Annotated in this window: 13 protein-coding genes and 2 pseudogenes; 7 read left to right on the forward strand and 8 right to left on the reverse strand. The window is 70.1% G+C overall.

Annotated elements, in window-relative coordinates:
• Window positions 1-1304, reverse strand: a pseudogene (locus tag ONA70_RS26315) (hypothetical protein); the annotation flags it as partial.
• A gap of 184 nt (window positions 1305-1488) precedes the next feature.
• Between ONA70_RS26315 and ONA70_RS26320 the strand changes: the two are divergent.
• Genes ONA70_RS26320 through ONA70_RS26330 form a run of 3 tightly spaced genes read left to right on the forward strand, consistent with a single transcriptional unit; the run spans window position 1489 to window position 3896 of the window.
• Window positions 1489-2802, forward strand: coding sequence for a S8 family peptidase (locus ONA70_RS26320; RefSeq protein ID WP_265009171.1), 1314 nt, complete (start codon window positions 1489-1491; stop codon window positions 2800-2802).
• A gap of 28 nt (window positions 2803-2830) precedes the next feature.
• Complete coding sequence (locus tag ONA70_RS26325; RefSeq protein ID WP_265009172.1) at window positions 2831-3457, forward strand: RNA polymerase sigma factor; 627 nt, start codon at window positions 2831-2833, stop codon at window positions 3455-3457.
• A complete protein-coding gene (locus tag ONA70_RS26330) occupies window positions 3432-3896 on the forward strand; it encodes a hypothetical protein (RefSeq protein WP_265009173.1) in 465 nt (154 codons plus the stop codon). The genes ONA70_RS26325 and ONA70_RS26330 overlap by 26 nt, the downstream gene beginning before the upstream one ends.
• Window positions 3897-3971: 75 nt before the next feature.
• On the opposite strand, the gene ONA70_RS26335 is transcribed toward ONA70_RS26330, so the two are convergent.
• Window positions 3972-5792 (reverse strand): DUF6345 domain-containing protein, encoded by a 1821-nt coding sequence (locus ONA70_RS26335; protein ID WP_265009174.1) that lies wholly within the window; start codon window positions 5790-5792, stop codon window positions 3972-3974.
• Between the two features lie 336 nt (window positions 5793-6128).
• The gene (locus ONA70_RS26340) at window positions 6129-6650 is read right to left on the reverse strand and encodes a winged helix-turn-helix transcriptional regulator (protein ID WP_265009175.1); all 522 of its coding nucleotides are present in this window, start codon (window positions 6648-6650) and stop codon (window positions 6129-6131) included.
• 73 nt (window positions 6651-6723) lie between these two features.
• On the opposite strand from ONA70_RS26340, the gene ONA70_RS26345 reads away from it, so the two are divergent.
• The 4 genes and pseudogenes from ONA70_RS26345 to ONA70_RS26360 form a co-directional block, all read left to right on the forward strand.
• A complete protein-coding gene (locus tag ONA70_RS26345; protein ID WP_265009176.1) occupies window positions 6724-7320 on the forward strand; it encodes a dihydrofolate reductase family protein in 597 nt (198 codons plus the stop codon).
• Entirely contained in the window at window positions 7314-8138 is an 825-nt protein-coding gene (locus tag ONA70_RS26350; protein WP_265009177.1) for an MBL fold metallo-hydrolase, read from the forward strand. Before ONA70_RS26345 ends, ONA70_RS26350 begins: the two co-directional genes overlap by 7 nt.
• 113 nt (window positions 8139-8251) lie before the next feature.
• Window positions 8252-8548 carry a hypothetical protein gene (locus ONA70_RS26355; protein ID WP_265009182.1) on the forward strand — a complete coding sequence of 99 codons (297 nt, stop codon included), beginning with the start codon at window positions 8252-8254 and terminating at the stop codon, window positions 8546-8548.
• A pseudogene (locus ONA70_RS26360) lies at window positions 8434-8756 on the forward strand (transposase); the annotation flags it as partial. The gene ONA70_RS26355 and the pseudogene ONA70_RS26360, both read left to right, overlap by 115 nt.
• Before the next feature lie 217 nt (window positions 8757-8973).
• Here ONA70_RS26360 and ONA70_RS26365 read toward each other — a convergent pair.
• From ONA70_RS26365 to ONA70_RS26385, 5 genes are all read right to left on the reverse strand, one after another.
• Window positions 8974-11622 (reverse strand): bifunctional YncE family protein/alkaline phosphatase family protein, encoded by a 2649-nt coding sequence (locus ONA70_RS26365; protein WP_265009178.1) that lies wholly within the window; start codon window positions 11620-11622, stop codon window positions 8974-8976.
• A 112-nt stretch (window positions 11623-11734) separates the two neighbouring features.
• A complete protein-coding gene (locus ONA70_RS26370) occupies window positions 11735-13090 on the reverse strand; it encodes an ABC transporter permease (RefSeq protein ID WP_265009179.1) in 1356 nt (451 codons plus the stop codon).
• Complete coding sequence (locus ONA70_RS26375) at window positions 13087-14025, reverse strand: ABC transporter ATP-binding protein (RefSeq protein ID WP_265009180.1); 939 nt, start codon at window positions 14023-14025, stop codon at window positions 13087-13089. The genes ONA70_RS26370 and ONA70_RS26375 overlap by 4 nt, the downstream gene beginning before the upstream one ends.
• Before the next feature lie 222 nt (window positions 14026-14247).
• Window positions 14248-14439 carry a hypothetical protein gene (locus ONA70_RS26380; RefSeq protein WP_406601245.1) on the reverse strand — a complete coding sequence of 64 codons (192 nt, stop codon included), beginning with the start codon at window positions 14437-14439 and terminating at the stop codon, window positions 14248-14250.
• Between the two features lie 599 nt (window positions 14440-15038).
• On the reverse strand, window positions 15039-15690 hold a 652-nt coding region (locus ONA70_RS26385), incomplete at its 5' end, for an SDR family NAD(P)-dependent oxidoreductase (RefSeq protein ID WP_265009181.1).

The raw sequence follows: 15690 nt of genomic DNA on the forward strand, positions 1-15690 counted from the left end.
CCGAGCGACGTGCGGTGCCGGTCGAGCACGGCCAATCCCCGGCGCAGCGCCCAGGCCGCTGCGGGGTCGTCCCCGACGAGCCGGCGGGACAGGGCCAGCGCGTACCAGCCCTGCGCCCGCCGGTCGGCGGTGCCGCGGCGGCGGGCCCGGCTGGCCGTCGCCAACAGTTCCCGGGCGTGGCCGGGGCGTCCCAGCGCGGCGGCGAGCAGGCCGGCCTCGATCCGGGTGGTCAGGGCCGGGCCGGGCCAGCCGGTGGCGTCGAGCTGGTCGGCGGTACGCATCATCGCGGTGAGCAGTGGGGTCGAGCGGATGCCCCGGCGGTATTCGGCGCGCAGCCCGACGTGTCGGGCGAAGGCGGCCCAGGTGTGTCGGCCCTGTCGGCGAAACCGGGCCCGGGCTTCGGCGGCGGCTCGGGTCGCGGTGTCCAGGTCGCCGGCGAGCAACGCGGCCCGGGCCCGCGCCAGCAGCGCCTCGGCGAGGTCGGAAGCCATGCCCCGGTGGCGCAGTTCCCGTACGGCCGTCGCGGCGACCTCGACCGCCTCGTCGACCAACGGCACCGACAGCAGCAGCTCGAACCGGTCCAGCAGCAGCGCCGGTCGGGAAACGGCAAGACGGCGGTACTCCTCGTCGACGGCGGCAAAACAGCGCAGCGCCGCCGCGATGTCGCCACGTCGGCCGGCGGCGATCCCGCCGTTCCAGCGGGCGTCGGCAGCCGCCAGATCCAGCCCCAGCCGGTGGAAGGCGACCGCCGCGCGGGCGAGGTCGTCGTCCGCGCCGCCGGCGGCGTCTCGGCCGGCGTTGAGCAGGCCCCGGTTGTTGCGGGCCCGCGCCTCCAGCAGCAGGTCGCCCTCACGCTGGGCGATGTCGATGGCGAGGCCGTAGTCGCGGATCGCCTCGGGGTAGCGGCCACGGTAGTGCAGCACCACGCCCCGCTGCATCCAGGCCCGCCCCGCGTCGGCGCCGGTGAGCTGCGGCAGCGCGGCGGTCACCGCGCGCAGTGCGGCGGCGGTGCGGCCGGCGTTGGCCAGTACGTAGCCCAGGCTCATCCGGGCCAGCGCCCGGGCTCGGGGCGTGTCGGCGAGGCGTACCGCGCGCCGTAGGTGGTGCAGCGCGCCGGGCAGGTCGTTGAGTTCCCGCAGGGCCAGGCCGATGGCACGCTCGGCGGTGGATCGCTCGTCGTCGCTGACGGCGGGGTCGTCGGCGAGCGCGTGCTGAGCGATGGCGATCGCCTCGCGGGGATGACGCTGGACCGCGTCCAGCGCCGCCTGGACCGCCCCGGCACCGGAACCGGCGCTGTCGGCCATGGCAACAGCGTCCATGATGGACGACGAGTCCGTCAATGTCGGCAACCGGTCACGGAATTGTCGGAATTCCGCACCCGTCATTCCCGACATTGACTCGGAACTATGCCCTGGAAGAATCGGCGGCGCCCGTTGAACGTGCCGTGCCGGCCACCGGCGGGGCATTCGTCGACCGCATGGAGGACCCGTGCCGCCTGACCATCCCACCGCACCGCACCCGGGCGGCCGGCTGTCCCGACGGCAACTGCTGGCGGCGTCCGCGCTCGCCGCGGCGGCGGCCTCGCTCGGCGCCGGACTGCGCCCGGCGCCGGCGCTTGCCGACGGCGCGGACGACGACGCCTACCAGCGGGCGTTCGACGAGGCGCTGGCCAACGACAAGAACGTCCGCCGGCATACCACGCCGGGGCGGGAGTTCCTCTACCGTCCTCGGCAGCTGCTCGCCGCTGACGCCGACGCCGAGCGGGTCATCGCCTGGTTGCGCGCCCGCGATTACCCGGTGACCGTCGGAGCCGGCTTCGCCGGCGTCACCCGGCTGCTGTTCGACCGGGAGACCGATGTTCCAGCGGTGGTGGCAAAGCTGCGCGACCCTGAGCAGTGGCCCCGGCAACCGGTGCCGAACGTGCAGCCGCACCACGTGCTGCTGGGACTGGGCAACATCATGGGCAACCCGGGCAGCCCGCCGTTGGCGGCCGCCGAGCTGCCGCCGCCGGACAAGTCCCGGCTCGGCGAGGGTGCAGGGGTGACGGTCGGGATCTGCGATACGGGCATCTGGCGGCAGGCCGGCGGCTACCACCCGCAGTGGCTCGGCGACGCGTACCTGCCGGAGATCGACGACGAGGACCCGCTGTACGTGCACACCGATGTGCTCGCCGCGCAGGGCGGGCACGGCACCTTCGTCGCCGGCGTCGTACGGCAGGCCGCGCCGGGGGTGCGCGTCGACCCGGAGCAGGCACTGAACGCCACCGGCGTCGGCGACGAGGAGTCGGTGGTGGCCGCCATGGACCGGCTCGCGCCGGAGGTGTCTGTGGTCAACCTGTCCCTGGGCGGGTTCACCCAGGACGACCAGCCGTCGCTGCCGCTGGCCAACGCCGTGGCCGCGTTGCCCACGACGAGCGCCGTGGTCGCGGCGGCGGGCAACGCCGGCAGCAGCCGGCCCATCTGGCCGGCCGCCCTGGCCCGCGTCATCGCGGTCTCGGCGGTCAGCTGGGACGCCGAGGGCCTGGTGCCGGCCGCCTACAGCGGTTTCGGGCCGTGGGTCGACGTCTGCGCGGTCGGCGAGCGCGACAGCACGTACGTCGAGGGTCAGCTGCCGCTGCCGGGCCGGCCGACCCGGGTGTTCCGTGGCTTCGCCGCCTGGGCCGGCACATCGTTCGCCACCGCGCACGTCTCCGGTCGGCTCGCGGCCCTGATGAGCGCCGGCGGCCTGAGCGCCGACGCGGCCCGGCTGGCGCTGCTCGCGGAGCCACGCTGGCACCCCGACTACGGCGTGCTCGTGAAATGAGCCGCACCAGCGACCGGGGAAAGCCACGATGACCGACCGGAGTACGACCAGCCTGGTGGCCGCCGCCGCGGACGGGGACGAATCGGCGTGGGCGGGGCTGGTCCACCGATATACCCCGCTCGTCTACTCGGTGATCCGGTCGTACGGCCTGAGCCGCGCCGACGCCGCCGACATCAACCAGACCGTCTGGCTGCGCCTCGTGGAGCATGTGGGCCGAGTACGCAGCCCGCAGGCCCTCGCCACCTGGCTGGCCACCACGACCCGGCGCGAGTGCTACCGGCTGTCCCGCCTCGGCCGGCGCACCCAGCCCTTCGACCCGCACGACGACGCGTACCACGGCTTGTCCCGCGCGGCCGACGCCACGGCCCCGGACGAGGAGCTGCTGCGCGCGGAGCGGCAGCAGGCGTTGCGCGAGGGATTCGCGCAGCTGCCGCCGCGCTGCCAGGAGCTCCTGTCCCTGCTGACGGCCGACCCGCCGGCCAGTTACCGGGAGATCGCCGAACGCCTGGGCGTCCCGGTCGGTAGCATCGGTCCGACCCAGGCCCGCTGCCTGCACCGGCTGCGCAACTGCCCGGCACTGGCCCCGTTCCTCGCGGCGTCAGCGACGCAGGCGAACGGAGGTGAACGCGATGGAGCCGTGGCCGCCGGACGATGACCACGCCCTGACGGCCGAGCTGGGGGCGGCGCTGTGGGCTGTCGGGCCGGTCCCGGAGGAGTTCCTGGCCGCGGCGCGGGCGGCCTTCACCTGGCGCACAGTGGACACGGAGCTGGCGCTCGCCGAGCTGACCTTCGACTCGGCGTGTGACGCGGAGCCGGCGGGGCTGACCCGCTCGGCCGGCTCGGCGCGGACGCTGTCGTTCCGCGGCGGCCCGGTCGTGCTCGAGATCGAGGTGACCGACGCCGGGATCGTCGGCCAGCTGTCCCCGCCCCATGGCGGGCGGGTCAGCGCGCAGACCGCCTCCGGCAGCTACGACGAGGCGGTGGTCGACACGGTGGGCTTCTTTTCGCTGGGCCCTCCGCCGCCCGGCCCGGTGCGGCTGCGCGCCCAGACCGACGAGTACGTGGTGGCCACCGCCTGGGTCTCGCTGCGCTGACGGCAAGCCGGCCTGCCGGCTCGCCGGACGTACCCGGTGGCCACCCGCGCGGATGGCCACCGGGTCACCGGACGGTTACACCGTGCCGCTGATCGACCACATGCCCATGGTCGCGGACATTGGCAGGTCGGGGCCGACCGGTCCCTGACCCCAGAAGTAGTCACCGATGTTGCTCACCCCGTCGCTCGGCCGCCACGGGCCCATCGACCGGTACACCACGCCGGTGGGCTCCCGGTTGATCGCCATCTGCGCCCAGGCGACCTGCACCCGCTGCGCCGGCCGGAGGGTCCAGAACAGGAACTTCTTGGGGAACAGGTACTCGGCGAAGGTCCGCCCGGTGCCACCGCCGACGCAGTACGCGTTGGTGTGGAAGCCGTTGAGGATATGCAGCCCGCGCAGGGCCGGCCGCCACCGGGCGAAGTAGTCGTGGGTGCCGTTGGTGTCCCGCAGCACCTGGCAGGACTCCAGTTGCAGCCACTCGAGGTCGCCGTTGCCCCAGCGGGCGTCGGCGGGGGTGATCCAGTGGTCGTTGACGTTGCTCTTGAAGGTGAATCCGCTGGCGGAGCCGTGCCCGGTGTACCAGGCGGCGTCGACGTTGTCCACGTAGTAGTTGTCACCGCCACCCAGGCTCGGCTCCTTGAAGTCCCACTCCCAGGCCCCGTACCCACGCCAGTCGAACGCCGCCGGGACGCCCTTCGAGGTCATCACGCTGCGGAAGCCGTTGGCGCTGTCCTGGGCGCACTGCCACTCGTCGACGGTCTGCTCGATGCCGACGTCCAGCGGGCCGATCGCCAACTCACCGAAGCCGCCGCCACCGGGCACCATGGTCGCCGACGCGCTGCCGTCCCCGGCGAGCGTCACCGATGCGGTCGCGGTCAGCCCGTTGGCGTCGGTGACCTCCACGGTGACCTGCTCGGCGGTATCCGACTTGTCGCGGGGCGCCCGCTGGTAGGAGATCGCCGGCAGGTCGCGCCGGTCGCTCGCCAACACGGTGGACGAGGACGACCAGCCGTACGTCAGCGGCTCGCTGCCACCGGCGACGGAGACCGACGCCTCGATCGTGTCACCACTTCGGGTCACCTTGAGATCACCACGGGGGCTGGCGTCCGGCACGGCGGGCACCAGCCGGTGCGCCTGGGTGCCGGACTCGGCCACCGGGTTGCAGGTGTACTGCGGGTAGATGGTGGCTATCGTGCCCTTGCCGTCGGCGTTGCTGGCGGTCAGCTCCGGGAACTGGTAGCCGAGGGTCGGGGTCAGCTGGCGGACCTCCGACGGATAGAGGGCGGCGCAGGACGCGGTCGCCTCCGCCTCGCTGATCACCGCGACTTCACCGGCCCGCACCACCTTCCGCAGGGCATGCGAGAGCTGGCTGACGGTCCCGTCCGGGGCGAAGGTGATCCGCAGCCGCGCCCCCTGCCCGGTCACCGGCAGCCCGGCCAGCGTGATCCGATGGCTGACCGTGGTGTCCAGCGGCTGGGTAAGCGACGGCTGGTCCCGCTCGTCGGCCAGGGTCAGCTCGGAGTGGGAGACCTTCGGCTCGACCGCCATCTCCGGGCTGAGGCCCGCCTGCTCCACAAGCTGGCGGGCGCCGGAGAGTGCCTGCTCGTCCGAGACCGGCTTGATCGTCTTGAGCGCGTCCAGATCGACGGCCTGCGAGACGGTGGGCCGTCCCGACTCGTCTTTGCCCTCGCCCACCTGGACCAGCGGCACTTGGTTGAACCGCTCGGTGTCGACGTAGCTGAACGAGCCGGTCGTCTCCAAGGCGTTCGGGATGCCGAAGGTGCCGGCGAGCTTCTCCCCCTCCGACGGGATGAGTCCTTCCTGCGTCACCCCGAAGATCGGCACCACTTGTTCGGGCGCCGCCTCGGCGGTTCCCGCCACCACGAGACTGCCCACCAGGGCAAGCGTGCAGCCCAGCGCCACGCCCCGAAAACCGGGCCGGCGTTGGTTTGCCGTGTTCAACATGGCTTTCCTCCGTGTCAGGTCCGGCTGGACTGCCGGATCCATACCGATCCAGAGGAGGCTCGAAGCGCTTTGATACGCCTCCGGTCAGTCAGCTCCGCGACGGACGAGGAGAGCCTTGGCCTTCAGCAAGGGTGGCTGGCTAAGGTGTCCGGGAACAGGTTGCCGTCATCGGTGGGCTCGGGGTGTGGTCGGTCATGCCGGCACACGGCTGCTCGCCGATCTTGCCGATAAGACTGGGTTGACCAGGGTTTCGTCGAGGCCTGCTGATCAATCGTCTGAAGGCCCCGCCACGCGGTGGCGTCCGAGGCGTTCCTGCTCAGCGGCGTAGGCGGCATTTAGGCGCTCGAGGGGTCCCGGGCCGTGGTGCGGCTTCGGCGGGGCGCCCAGGTGGCGCACCCGAAGCTCGTCCATGAGCTCCTCGATGAACGCCGGACCCTCATCGCGCATGAACTGCTGCCGGCTCCGGAGCTCGTCGCTGCCCGGGCGCCAGTCGAGCCCCCAGTTGCCGAGTGCGTAGATGATCGGAAGAGTCTGGATACCAGCTTCGGTGAGGCTGTAGCGAGCGCGCTGCCCCCGCGCTGCGGTGCCGCGGGTGAGGATTCCTGCGTCGACGAGCCGCACGAGGCGGTCGGCGAGGATGTTCGAAGCGATGCCCTCGATCGACCCGGTGAGCAGCGCCCGGAAGTAGCGGCGGTCGCCGAAGATGACGTCGCGAAGCACGAGCAATGACCAGCGATCTCCGAGCACCTCGACGGCGGCGTTGATCGGACACCCGGACCGTGGTTCCACGATTCCTCCTTGACAGGTATTTCGTCCTCAATATAGTGGTTGCAGAACGCAATCACTATTGGAAGAGGAGATGATGGGCCGGTTCGAGTACTGGATGAACGTGTCCCTCGACCTGCGGATCGAGCAAGTTCCTGGGGACAACGGTGCTGGCGAGTGGCTGCGCATCGACGAGGAACTGCACCGCGAGTTCAACGCGCAGGCGCGAGCGCTCGCGCTGATGGTCCAGGGCCGGGTCATGTACGAGACGATGGAGGAGTACTGGCCACGGGCGCGCGAGGACGCGTCGCTGCCGGACGTCATGCGTGAGTACGGCGAGATCTGGACTTCCGCACCCAAGGTGCTTGTCTCCCGCACCCGCCGCAGCGCCGATCACAACACCCGGATCATCGGCGGAGACGACGCGATCGAGCAACTCGCCGACCTCCGAGCCCGGACCGACGGCACCATCGGTGTGGGCGGCGCGGCGCTCGCCACGCAACTGCTCCGGGCGGGGCTGCTCGACGAACTGCTGCTCTTCACCCACCCGGCGATCCTCGGCTTCGGCAGGCCGCTGTTCGACGACTACGACGTGCCGATCGAGCTCGACCTGCTCGAGCAGCGATCGTTCAAGCAGGGCGTCACGATGCATCGTTACGCCATCCTGGATGCAACGGAGGCGAGCTCATGCTGAGGCAGGTCGCGGAGGGTGTACTGGCCCACGAGAGCGAGTTCATTGAGAGTAACGCCGTTGTCGTGCAAGGCCGGGCCGGCGTATTACTCATCGACGCCGGGATAACGGACGACGAAATGGTCGCCATCGCGGACGACCTTCGTCAGTTGGGCCAGCCCGTTGTGGCAGGCTTTTCGACGCATCCACATTGGGATCACCTGCTCTGGAACGCCAAGCTCGGCGAAGCGCCCCGTTACGGTACAGCCCGCTGCGCGGCTGATATCCGAGCCTTTCTATCGGACGCGCAGTGGAAGGACCACGTCGCCGAGGAGTTACCGCCGGAAATCGAGGTACCGCTGGACCTGCTGGGTCTCATCACTGGCCTGCCCGCCGAGGCGACACAGATTCCTTGGGACGGTCCCAAGGTCCGGATCATCGAGCATCAGGCACATGCTCCGGGCCATGCGGCACTGTTGATCGAGGAACGCAGGGTTCTCGTCGCCGGCGACATGCTTTCTGATGTCTTGATTCCGATGCTCGATCTGAGCGCCGCTGACCCGATCGAGGACTACCTCGCCGCGCTGCGGCTGCTCGAAGGCGTGGCGGGTGACGTCGATGTCTTCATCCCAGGTCACGGGTCCGTCGGCGGAGCTGATCAGCTACGCGCACGGATCGACCAGGATCGGGCGTACGTGCAGGCCCTGCGTGACAATCAGGTTGTCAGTGACCCGCGGGTCGGCCCATCGGCTAAGCCCGGCTGGGAGTGGGTAAGCGATGTGCACAACGGGCAAGCCCAGCGCCTCGCCAAAAGAAACGAACTCGGCGGCACTCGTGGCTGACGATCGGTGCGCGGCACGACCCCAGGCGAGCGACCGTCGCACCAGTCGCGCATGTCGCTGTCGGCGTACGGGTTCGGATGCAGAGCCAGGTACGCCAGACGTACACAGTCAGGATGCTTAGCCTCGGCGCTTCATTAGCCCGGCTGTGGTTCATGCCCGAAAGCGAGCAGGTACCTCCCATCTGGGATGCCGGCGCCCGCCTGGTCGCCGACGTCGCCGAGGTGACCGGGCTGACCGGTCTGTTCGGTGATGTGCTGGCCGTGCTGTGGCAGCGACAGGGCGGCCATGATCCGGGCTCGAAGCCCGCCACCGCGGCCACGCCCGATCCGCACCGGCAAGGACACCGGCTCCGGCCGGTTCCCGTCCCGGGTCTTCGCCATCAAACCAAGCCTGGCTGCAACTCGCCCTGACCGGCATCGACCTGCTCGCCCGGACCCAACTTCTGCTCCTGCACGGCGACCTCGCCATCGCCGAACCGAAGAAGCTGCGCTACCGATTGCTGCACGTCAACGCCCGGACCGCCCGCACGACCCGGCTCCGCATCGCCGAACAGTGGCCATGGGCCTTCTCGCTACCGCGTTCCAGCGACTCGCCGCCCTGCCCCGACCCACCGGCTGACCGCCCCGACGAGTAGCACCTGAGGAACCGGCCGATGTGCCGGCCCACCAGCACGCCCAAACCGAGAACGCGCACCCAACAAAGATCAACCGCGCGCCCCACCACCTTGATCAGAGACCTCGATCGAAGAAATTCGACGGAGGCCGGGCAGGACACGAAGAGGCCCCTGGCCGGCGGTGACGCCGGTCAGGGGCCCCTGTGAGGCGATCAGCCTACGTCAGCCGTCGGACTCCGCCGGCGGGATGTAGGCGCCCGGCACGTCCTCCGGCGCGACGATCTTGTCCTCGCCGGGGTACGGCTTCTTCCAGTCGTGCGCCTGGTACCACGTGAAGTGGTTCATCTGCGCGGGGTTGGCGAAGTCGGGCTTGGCGTCGGGTCCGGTCAGCCGCTGGTGCGACTTCCACTCGTCCCACTTCGCCGCCACCTGCTGCTTGTCCGCGGGCACGGTCGCGGACGGCGCGGCCGCGGCGAGGGGGTTCTGCGGCGCGGGGGTGTCCACACCGCAGGCGGGCGGGGTCTTCAGACCCGCGGTCAGCGAGGTCCGGTTGGGCAGCGCGGCGAACGGCGTGAAGTCCGGGTTCTGGGTGAACGCTCCCCGCATCGGGCTGGCCGCGCTGTCCTTCTGGTTCATCGGCTTGATCCCGAGGATCTGCTCGATGGTCCGGATCATCGTGATCTGCGTGTAGTAGTGGCTGTCGACGACGCCGTGCCGGGCCCAGGGGCTGATGATCTGGATCGGGGAACGGTGGCCGTCGACGTGGTCGAGGCCGGCCTGGGAGTCGTCCTCGACGACGAAGATCGCCGACTCCTTCCAGTACGGGCTGTGCGAGATCGTGTCGACGATCTTGCCGACCGCGAGGTCGTTGTCCGCGACCTGGGCGGCCGCGTTCGGCGGGCCACCGGTGTGGTCACTGGAGAGCCAGAACATGTTCAAATTCGCCGGCCCGTGCTTCTCGAAGTCACGCTTCCAGATCTCGTTCCGGTAGATGTCCGGGACGCCGAGGTCGTACTTCGGGAAGCCGGGCACCGACACGCTGTTGAGCGACGGGATCGGCGAGGAGGAGACCAGGTTGTAGGCGGTGTCCTGCCCGGTCGCCGCCATGTTCTTGGTGTCGCAGTACAGGTTCTGCCAGCTCGCGCCGGCGGGCTTGGTCAGGAACTGGTGGAACTCACCGAAGTTCCGTACGGTCTTGCCGGCCGCCTGCGCGCCGGTCCAGAGGAAGCCGGTCCGCTGGTGGCCGAGGGCGTCGTTCTCGGTGTCGTAGCTGCGGATGTACTCACCGGCCGAGGACTCGGTGTATTCCGGGTTGTCGGCCTGCATCAGCCAGTTGTGACCCTCGGCCGAGTTCGTGCCGATGTCGTACGTGTTGTCGTACAGTCCGAACTGCCGAGCCATCGCGTGCTGGTTCGGCGTCACGTTCTCGCCGAACTGCGCCAGCGCCGGGTCGCCGTTGCCCCGCGGGTCGTCACCGAAGACCTGGTCGTAGGTCCGGTTCTCCTTGACGATCAGGAAGACGTGCTTGATCGTCGAGGGGTCGCCGAGCCGCAGCGGCACCGGCACCGGCTTCGCGTCGCCCTTGCCCTCGGTCAGCGTGACCGAGCCGCCGTGCCAGCCGTTCTGGCTGAAGACCTTGCCGGTCTCGGACTTGATGACCTCGTCGCTCGGCAGCGTGAACCGCGTCAGGCTCGACGTCGTGTCGTGGGTACCGTGCCCCGCGGGGTTGTTAGGGCGACGGGCGTCGATACCACGGGTGTTGGAGACCACCACGTCGTTACCGACGGTGGCGATCTCTGCGGGGAAGTAGTCCGTCGGGAGCAGGCCGACGTAGCTGACCGGCTCCAGCGGGGTCGTGTACCGGTAGACGGCGACCGCGTTGGCGCGGCCGAGCGTCACCAGCAGGTGGCCATCGTCGGTGAGCGTCACCGCGTCGGGCTCGTAGCCCACCGAGGCCTCCGGCCACGGCTGGGTGGCGATGGTCTGGACCACCTTGTCGCTCGCGGTGTCGATGACCGACACGTCGTTGGTGGCCGTGTTGGTGACGAACAGCGCCCCGTTCTTGGCATACAGGGCGGTCGGGTGCAGGCCGACGTCGATGCTCGAAGGGGTGGCCGCCGGGTTCGCCAGGTCGATGACGCTGACCGTGCCGCTGAGGGTGGCAGCGGTCACCTGGTCGGCCAGCACCGGCGTGTTGTACGAGTTGATCGTGGGCTCGCCGGGCTTCGCCGGGCGCCCGCCCTCGTTGCTGACGTACAGCTTGGTACCGACCAGGATCATGTCCCGCGGGGCGTTGCCCACGGCCCAGCTCTGCTCGATGGCCCCGGTCGCCGCGTTGATGGCGACCACCCGGTTCTGGCCGTTGACCGCGGAGTACACGGTGGAGCCGTCGGGCGAGAACACCGCCTCACTCGCCAGCGCGCGCTTGGGCCCGTCCTGGGGGATCCGGATGAACGCCGGGTCGGCGAGGCTGCCGTCCGGGTTCACGGTGAACTTGCGGTAGCCGTCGGCCTGGCCCAGCCACAGCTGCGAACCGTCGGGCGAGTACGTGGGACCTTCCTGGCCCACGTCGTTGCCGCTGATGCGCAGGTTCGCCGCCGCGTTGTTGCCGACGAGCTGCTGCACCTTCCAGTCCTTCAGGTCCACGATGGCGAGCGCCATCCCGCCGTCGGTGATCGAGGCGGCGAGGTGGGTGCCGTCCGGGCTGACCGAGGACGACATGATCTTACCGTTGTTGATGACCAGTCGCTCGCCGATCGGGTTGATGTACTGGTCACCGGACACGAGCAGGCCCTTGTCGGTCATCTGGCCGACCTGGTCGGTGCCGAACTGGTGTGTCTGGGCGAACCCGATACCGGTGCCGGCGGCCACGACGACAGCGGTGGCGCCGGCCGTTACGAGGGGTATCCGGCGGATTTGTCGACCGAGAAGGCCGGATTGGTCCTTCTCGACACGCCGACGGCGGCGTGTTACCTGCATTTACTTATCCCTTCGTGGTGGGAAGCAGTGCGACGTTGCCGTCGAACTGCCAGAGCGGGTTCGGTGCGTCCCCGGTCGGGGTCCGCACCAGGAAGTAGCCGTTCACTTCCTTCGGTCCGTCGCCATCGGCCACGAACCGCCCGTCTGCGGTGACGTCGAGCTGATAGATGGCCGTCCCGGCGGCCTCGACGTCGGGGAGATGCCAGGAGATGACGCAGCGCCAGTCGTTGCCCGGCCCGTGGGCGGCGACGTTGCCGCCGCCCTTGTTGCACGTCGCCGTGACCTTCAGCTGCGCTTCGGTGACGTCGGGGCGGTTGAGCTGCTTGGTCTGCATGCGGTAGAGGTGGGCGAAGGCCGTGGCGACCGAGCGCTGCACCTTGTCCTGCTCGATCCCGGAGCCCGTTGCCGGGGTCGCCGCGGCGACGACCGCGACCGTCACGGCGACCAGCCCGACGAGCGGCAGAACTCCGGCGGTGACCGCGCGGCGCCCCGAGCCGTCGTAGGCCAGGTTGGTGAAGTCGCGGCGCAGGAAGAGCAGGTAAGCCAGCGCGGTCGCGATCACGGCCCACACCAGGCTGACCACGATGCCGATCAGAAGCGGGCCGAGCTGTGCCGGGCTGGTGAACAGGCCGTTCCAGGCGATGAAGGCGTAGCCGGGCAGGGCGAGGCGTACGGCGACGGGGAGCGGCAGCATCTGGGCGAGCTGCATCGCGAGCGCGACGAGCGCGGGCAGCAGCAGTCCCATCGGGGACCGCCCCAGCGCGACGGACCCGAGTAGCCCGATCGCGGCGAGGGCCAGGGTCGGGGCGAGTACGCAGACCCAGGCGAGCAGCACCTTCCCGGCGGCGTCCGCCGGCGTCAGCAGGTGGCCGTCGAGGCCGACCAACGGCTGGTTGCCGACCGCCACCACCCCGCCGGCCGCGCTGGAACCGGCCAGCCCCGCCACGAGCAGCAGGATGACGGTGAGGCTGGCCAGTGCCTTGGCCGCGAAGATCCGTCGAGGTGACCGGACCGCCACGAGCAGGTGGCGCCAGGTGCCGAGCCGCTCCTCGGAGGCGAACACGTCACCGGCGACCACCGAGGTCAGCAGCGGGAGCCCCCAGGTGCCCGCGAAACCGAGCACCACCAGCGGTCCGGCCCATCCCGTGGCGTGCATCCATCGACCGAAGAGGGTGTCGACAGGCAGCGTGCTCTGCTGGCTCACCGCGGCGACGAACAGCGCCGGCGCGATCCAGCAGGCGAGGACCAGCAGGCGGATCCGCCACTGGGAGACCAGCTTGACCAGCTCGAAGCGGTAGCCGCGTAATACCGGGACCCGGCGGGTGCCGGTGGCGCGGTCGTCGACGCTGGTCGTGGTCATCGGTTGGCCTCCTGCGGCTCGGTGAGGGCGAGGAACGCGGCCTCGAGCGGCGACACCACGGGTGCGAGCTCACGCAGCGCGATGCCCGCGTGCACGAGCCGCACCACGAGTTCGTCGAGGGCGGGCACCAGCGCGCGCACGACGAGCACTTCGGCGTCGTGCGGTGCCCAGGCGTCGACGACGTGGACGCCGGCCGTATCGACCGCCAGCCGGCGGGCGGCCTGCGGGTCGGAGGTGAGCAGCCGGTAGTCGAGTTCCCGGTTCTCGGCGGCCAGCTTGCTCAGCGGGCCGGAGAAGACGACCCGTCCGGTGGCGACGATGGTGACCTCGGAGCACAGTGCCTCGAGGTCGTCCATGCGGTGACTCGAGAGCACGACACTGGTTCCGTCTGCCGCGAGCCGGGTGAGGACATTGTGTACGTGCTTCTTGCCCGCCGGGTCGAGGCCGTTGGACGGTTCGTCGAGCACGAGCAGCCGGGGCTTGGTGAGCAGGGCGGCGGCGAGCCCGAGCCGTTGACGCATGCCGAGGGAGAAGCCGCTCGCCCGGTCGTCGGCGACATCGGTGAGCCCGACCTGGCCGAGCACGTCGTCGATCCACGTTGCCGGCAGGTCGCGGCCGCGGAGAGCGACCAGCGCGGCGAGGTTCTGCCGGGCGGTGAGCGAGGGGTAGAGGCCGGGCCCGTCCACGAAGCCGGCGACACCGTCGGGAACGGCGAGCGCCGGCCCGACCGGCGTACCCAGGACCTCGAGGCGACCGCTGTCGGCAACGGCCAGGCCCAGCAGGAGCCCGAGCAATGTCGTCTTGCCGGCGCCGTTCGGCCCGACCAAGCCGTGGATCTGCCCCTGCGGCACATCGAGATCGATGCCGTCGAGCGCGACGACGTCGCCGAAACACTTGGTGATACCGCGAGCCCGGATTGCGAGGAGTGCGTCCATGAGCCCCTTCTTTCGTAGCCTCAAGCAAGGTAGGGACGGCACACAACGCAGACAGGGACAACTGGCTGAACGTTCATGGAACGGGAGACAACCGGCATCCCCGGGGCCCGGAGTAGCCCGCGGATCGTTCGGTCCAGTCCGTACAACCCGGACGCTGGCGCAACGGCGGGATTCTGCTTCCTACTGGGCCGTGTCTATCGCACGCCGGGTGAAGCTTCGTGGTCAACCCGCGCCGCGGCGCCCCAACGCGTGATCGGCCGGTTCGTCGTCGACGCCACCGGGCGACTCGACCTGCAACTCGCCACGGGAGCGGGCGCCAGCGGCGTGCTGATGAGCCCGGGCGCTGGTGGAGTCGACGCTGACGTCCCAGGTGATCAGCCCCACCGCGTCGGCGCGGGTCTGCAACGCGGTCACGACGTCCCGCCAGACTCCAGCGCGCAGGCAGAACAGTGCACGTCACCAGCTCGCCGCGGAGCCGCACGGCCACCTCGCCGAGGTCGACCTCGGCCTCCCGACCGGGGAGGTGTTCTTGGGGGATGAAGGGGTTTGCGGGCTCGTGGCCGGCCTCGATGCGGATCTCACGGCGGCGGGTGGCGACGTGTGCGCGCACCATCCAGTACGACACCTGCCCGCCGGCGTCGTGCTCGTCAAGGAGCCGATCGAAGATCCTTTTCGCGGTGTGCCGCTGCTTCCGCGGAGCCTCTAGGTCGTCGCGGAGCCAGTTGTCGATGACTTTCCGGTATGGGTTCAGCCGCGATGCCCGCCCTTACGTGGCTGCGGCCACGCCGATTCCATGGCCGCGGCGACGGTTCGGTACCCGACTCCGTACCTGCGTTGCAGAGCCCGATTCGACAACCCAGAACGGGCCTCACGGCGGATCGCCGCGAACAGCTCGACGCGCGAGCCTGACGGCAGAGCCGATCAGCAACCACCCGCTTCGGCTAGGTCGAGTACGACCCGACAGGACGAGGAGGCTGTACGCAAGTCGGTGCGCTTGTGGGCCTGCACGTGACTCATGTCCCGGCGGCCTCTGCTGGCACGAGTTGCGCAAACTGGCGCTCAAGGATTTTGTCCGCCCCTGCGGCCCAGGCTTCCGTCAAGGGTGCGGTGGCGGGATCGGGGAAGATGTCCTCTTCGCCCTTCGCCACCGCGTCGAAGATGGCATGCGCGGCCGCCTGTGGGGAGGTCTTGGGGATGTCGAGTGCCCGTGTCATGTCGGTGTCGATCGGGCCGGCGAGCACGGCGTGAAATCTGACGCCCTGCCCTGTGTGGAGGGCGCGGAGGGTCTTGGTCAGCGAGAACGCTGCGGCCTTCGAGATCGAGTAGGACGTGAACATCGGCAACGGGGCGAGCGCGACGCAGGACAACAGGTTGATGACTGCGCCCCGCGAGTTGATCAGCGCGGGCAGGAAGGACTGGGTCATGGCGCTGGAGCCGTAGAGGTTCACAGCCAGGTGATGCTCAAGCGCGGCAGGATCGAACTCGTCGGGCAGCATGATGCCGGCGTTGTTGATCAGGATGTCGAGCGACTCGATCTCGCTGGCGGCCGCCTGGATCTGTGCGGGGTTGGTGACATCCAGTGCCAGGGGCCTCAACCGTGAGTCGGGGTGGGTCAGGGGCTGTCGGGTGCCCGCATAGACCCGCTTCGCGCCCCGAGCGAGTGCT

This window comes from Micromonospora yasonensis, from assembly GCF_026013475.1.
Taxonomy (GTDB): Bacteria; Actinomycetota; Actinomycetes; order Mycobacteriales; family Micromonosporaceae; genus Micromonospora; species Micromonospora yasonensis.

Coding starts and splice junctions, on each gene's coding strand:
- ONA70_RS26325 (WP_265009172.1), top strand. CDS start 2,831: ATGACCGACCGGAGTACGACCAGCCTGGTGGCCGCCGCCGCGGACGGG.
- ONA70_RS26330 (WP_265009173.1), top strand. CDS start 3,432: ATGGAGCCGTGGCCGCCGGACGATGACCACGCCCTGACGGCCGAGCTG.
- ONA70_RS26345 (WP_265009176.1), top strand. CDS start 6,724: ATGGGCCGGTTCGAGTACTGGATGAACGTGTCCCTCGACCTGCGGATC.
- ONA70_RS26350 (WP_265009177.1), top strand. CDS start 7,314: ATGCTGAGGCAGGTCGCGGAGGGTGTACTGGCCCACGAGAGCGAGTTC.
- ONA70_RS26355 (WP_265009182.1), top strand. CDS start 8,252: ATGCTTAGCCTCGGCGCTTCATTAGCCCGGCTGTGGTTCATGCCCGAA.
- ONA70_RS26370 (WP_265009179.1), bottom strand. CDS start 13,090: ATGACCACGACCAGCGTCGACGACCGCGCCACCGGCACCCGCCGGGTC.
- ONA70_RS26375 (WP_265009180.1), bottom strand. CDS start 14,025: ATGGACGCACTCCTCGCAATCCGGGCTCGCGGTATCACCAAGTGTTTC.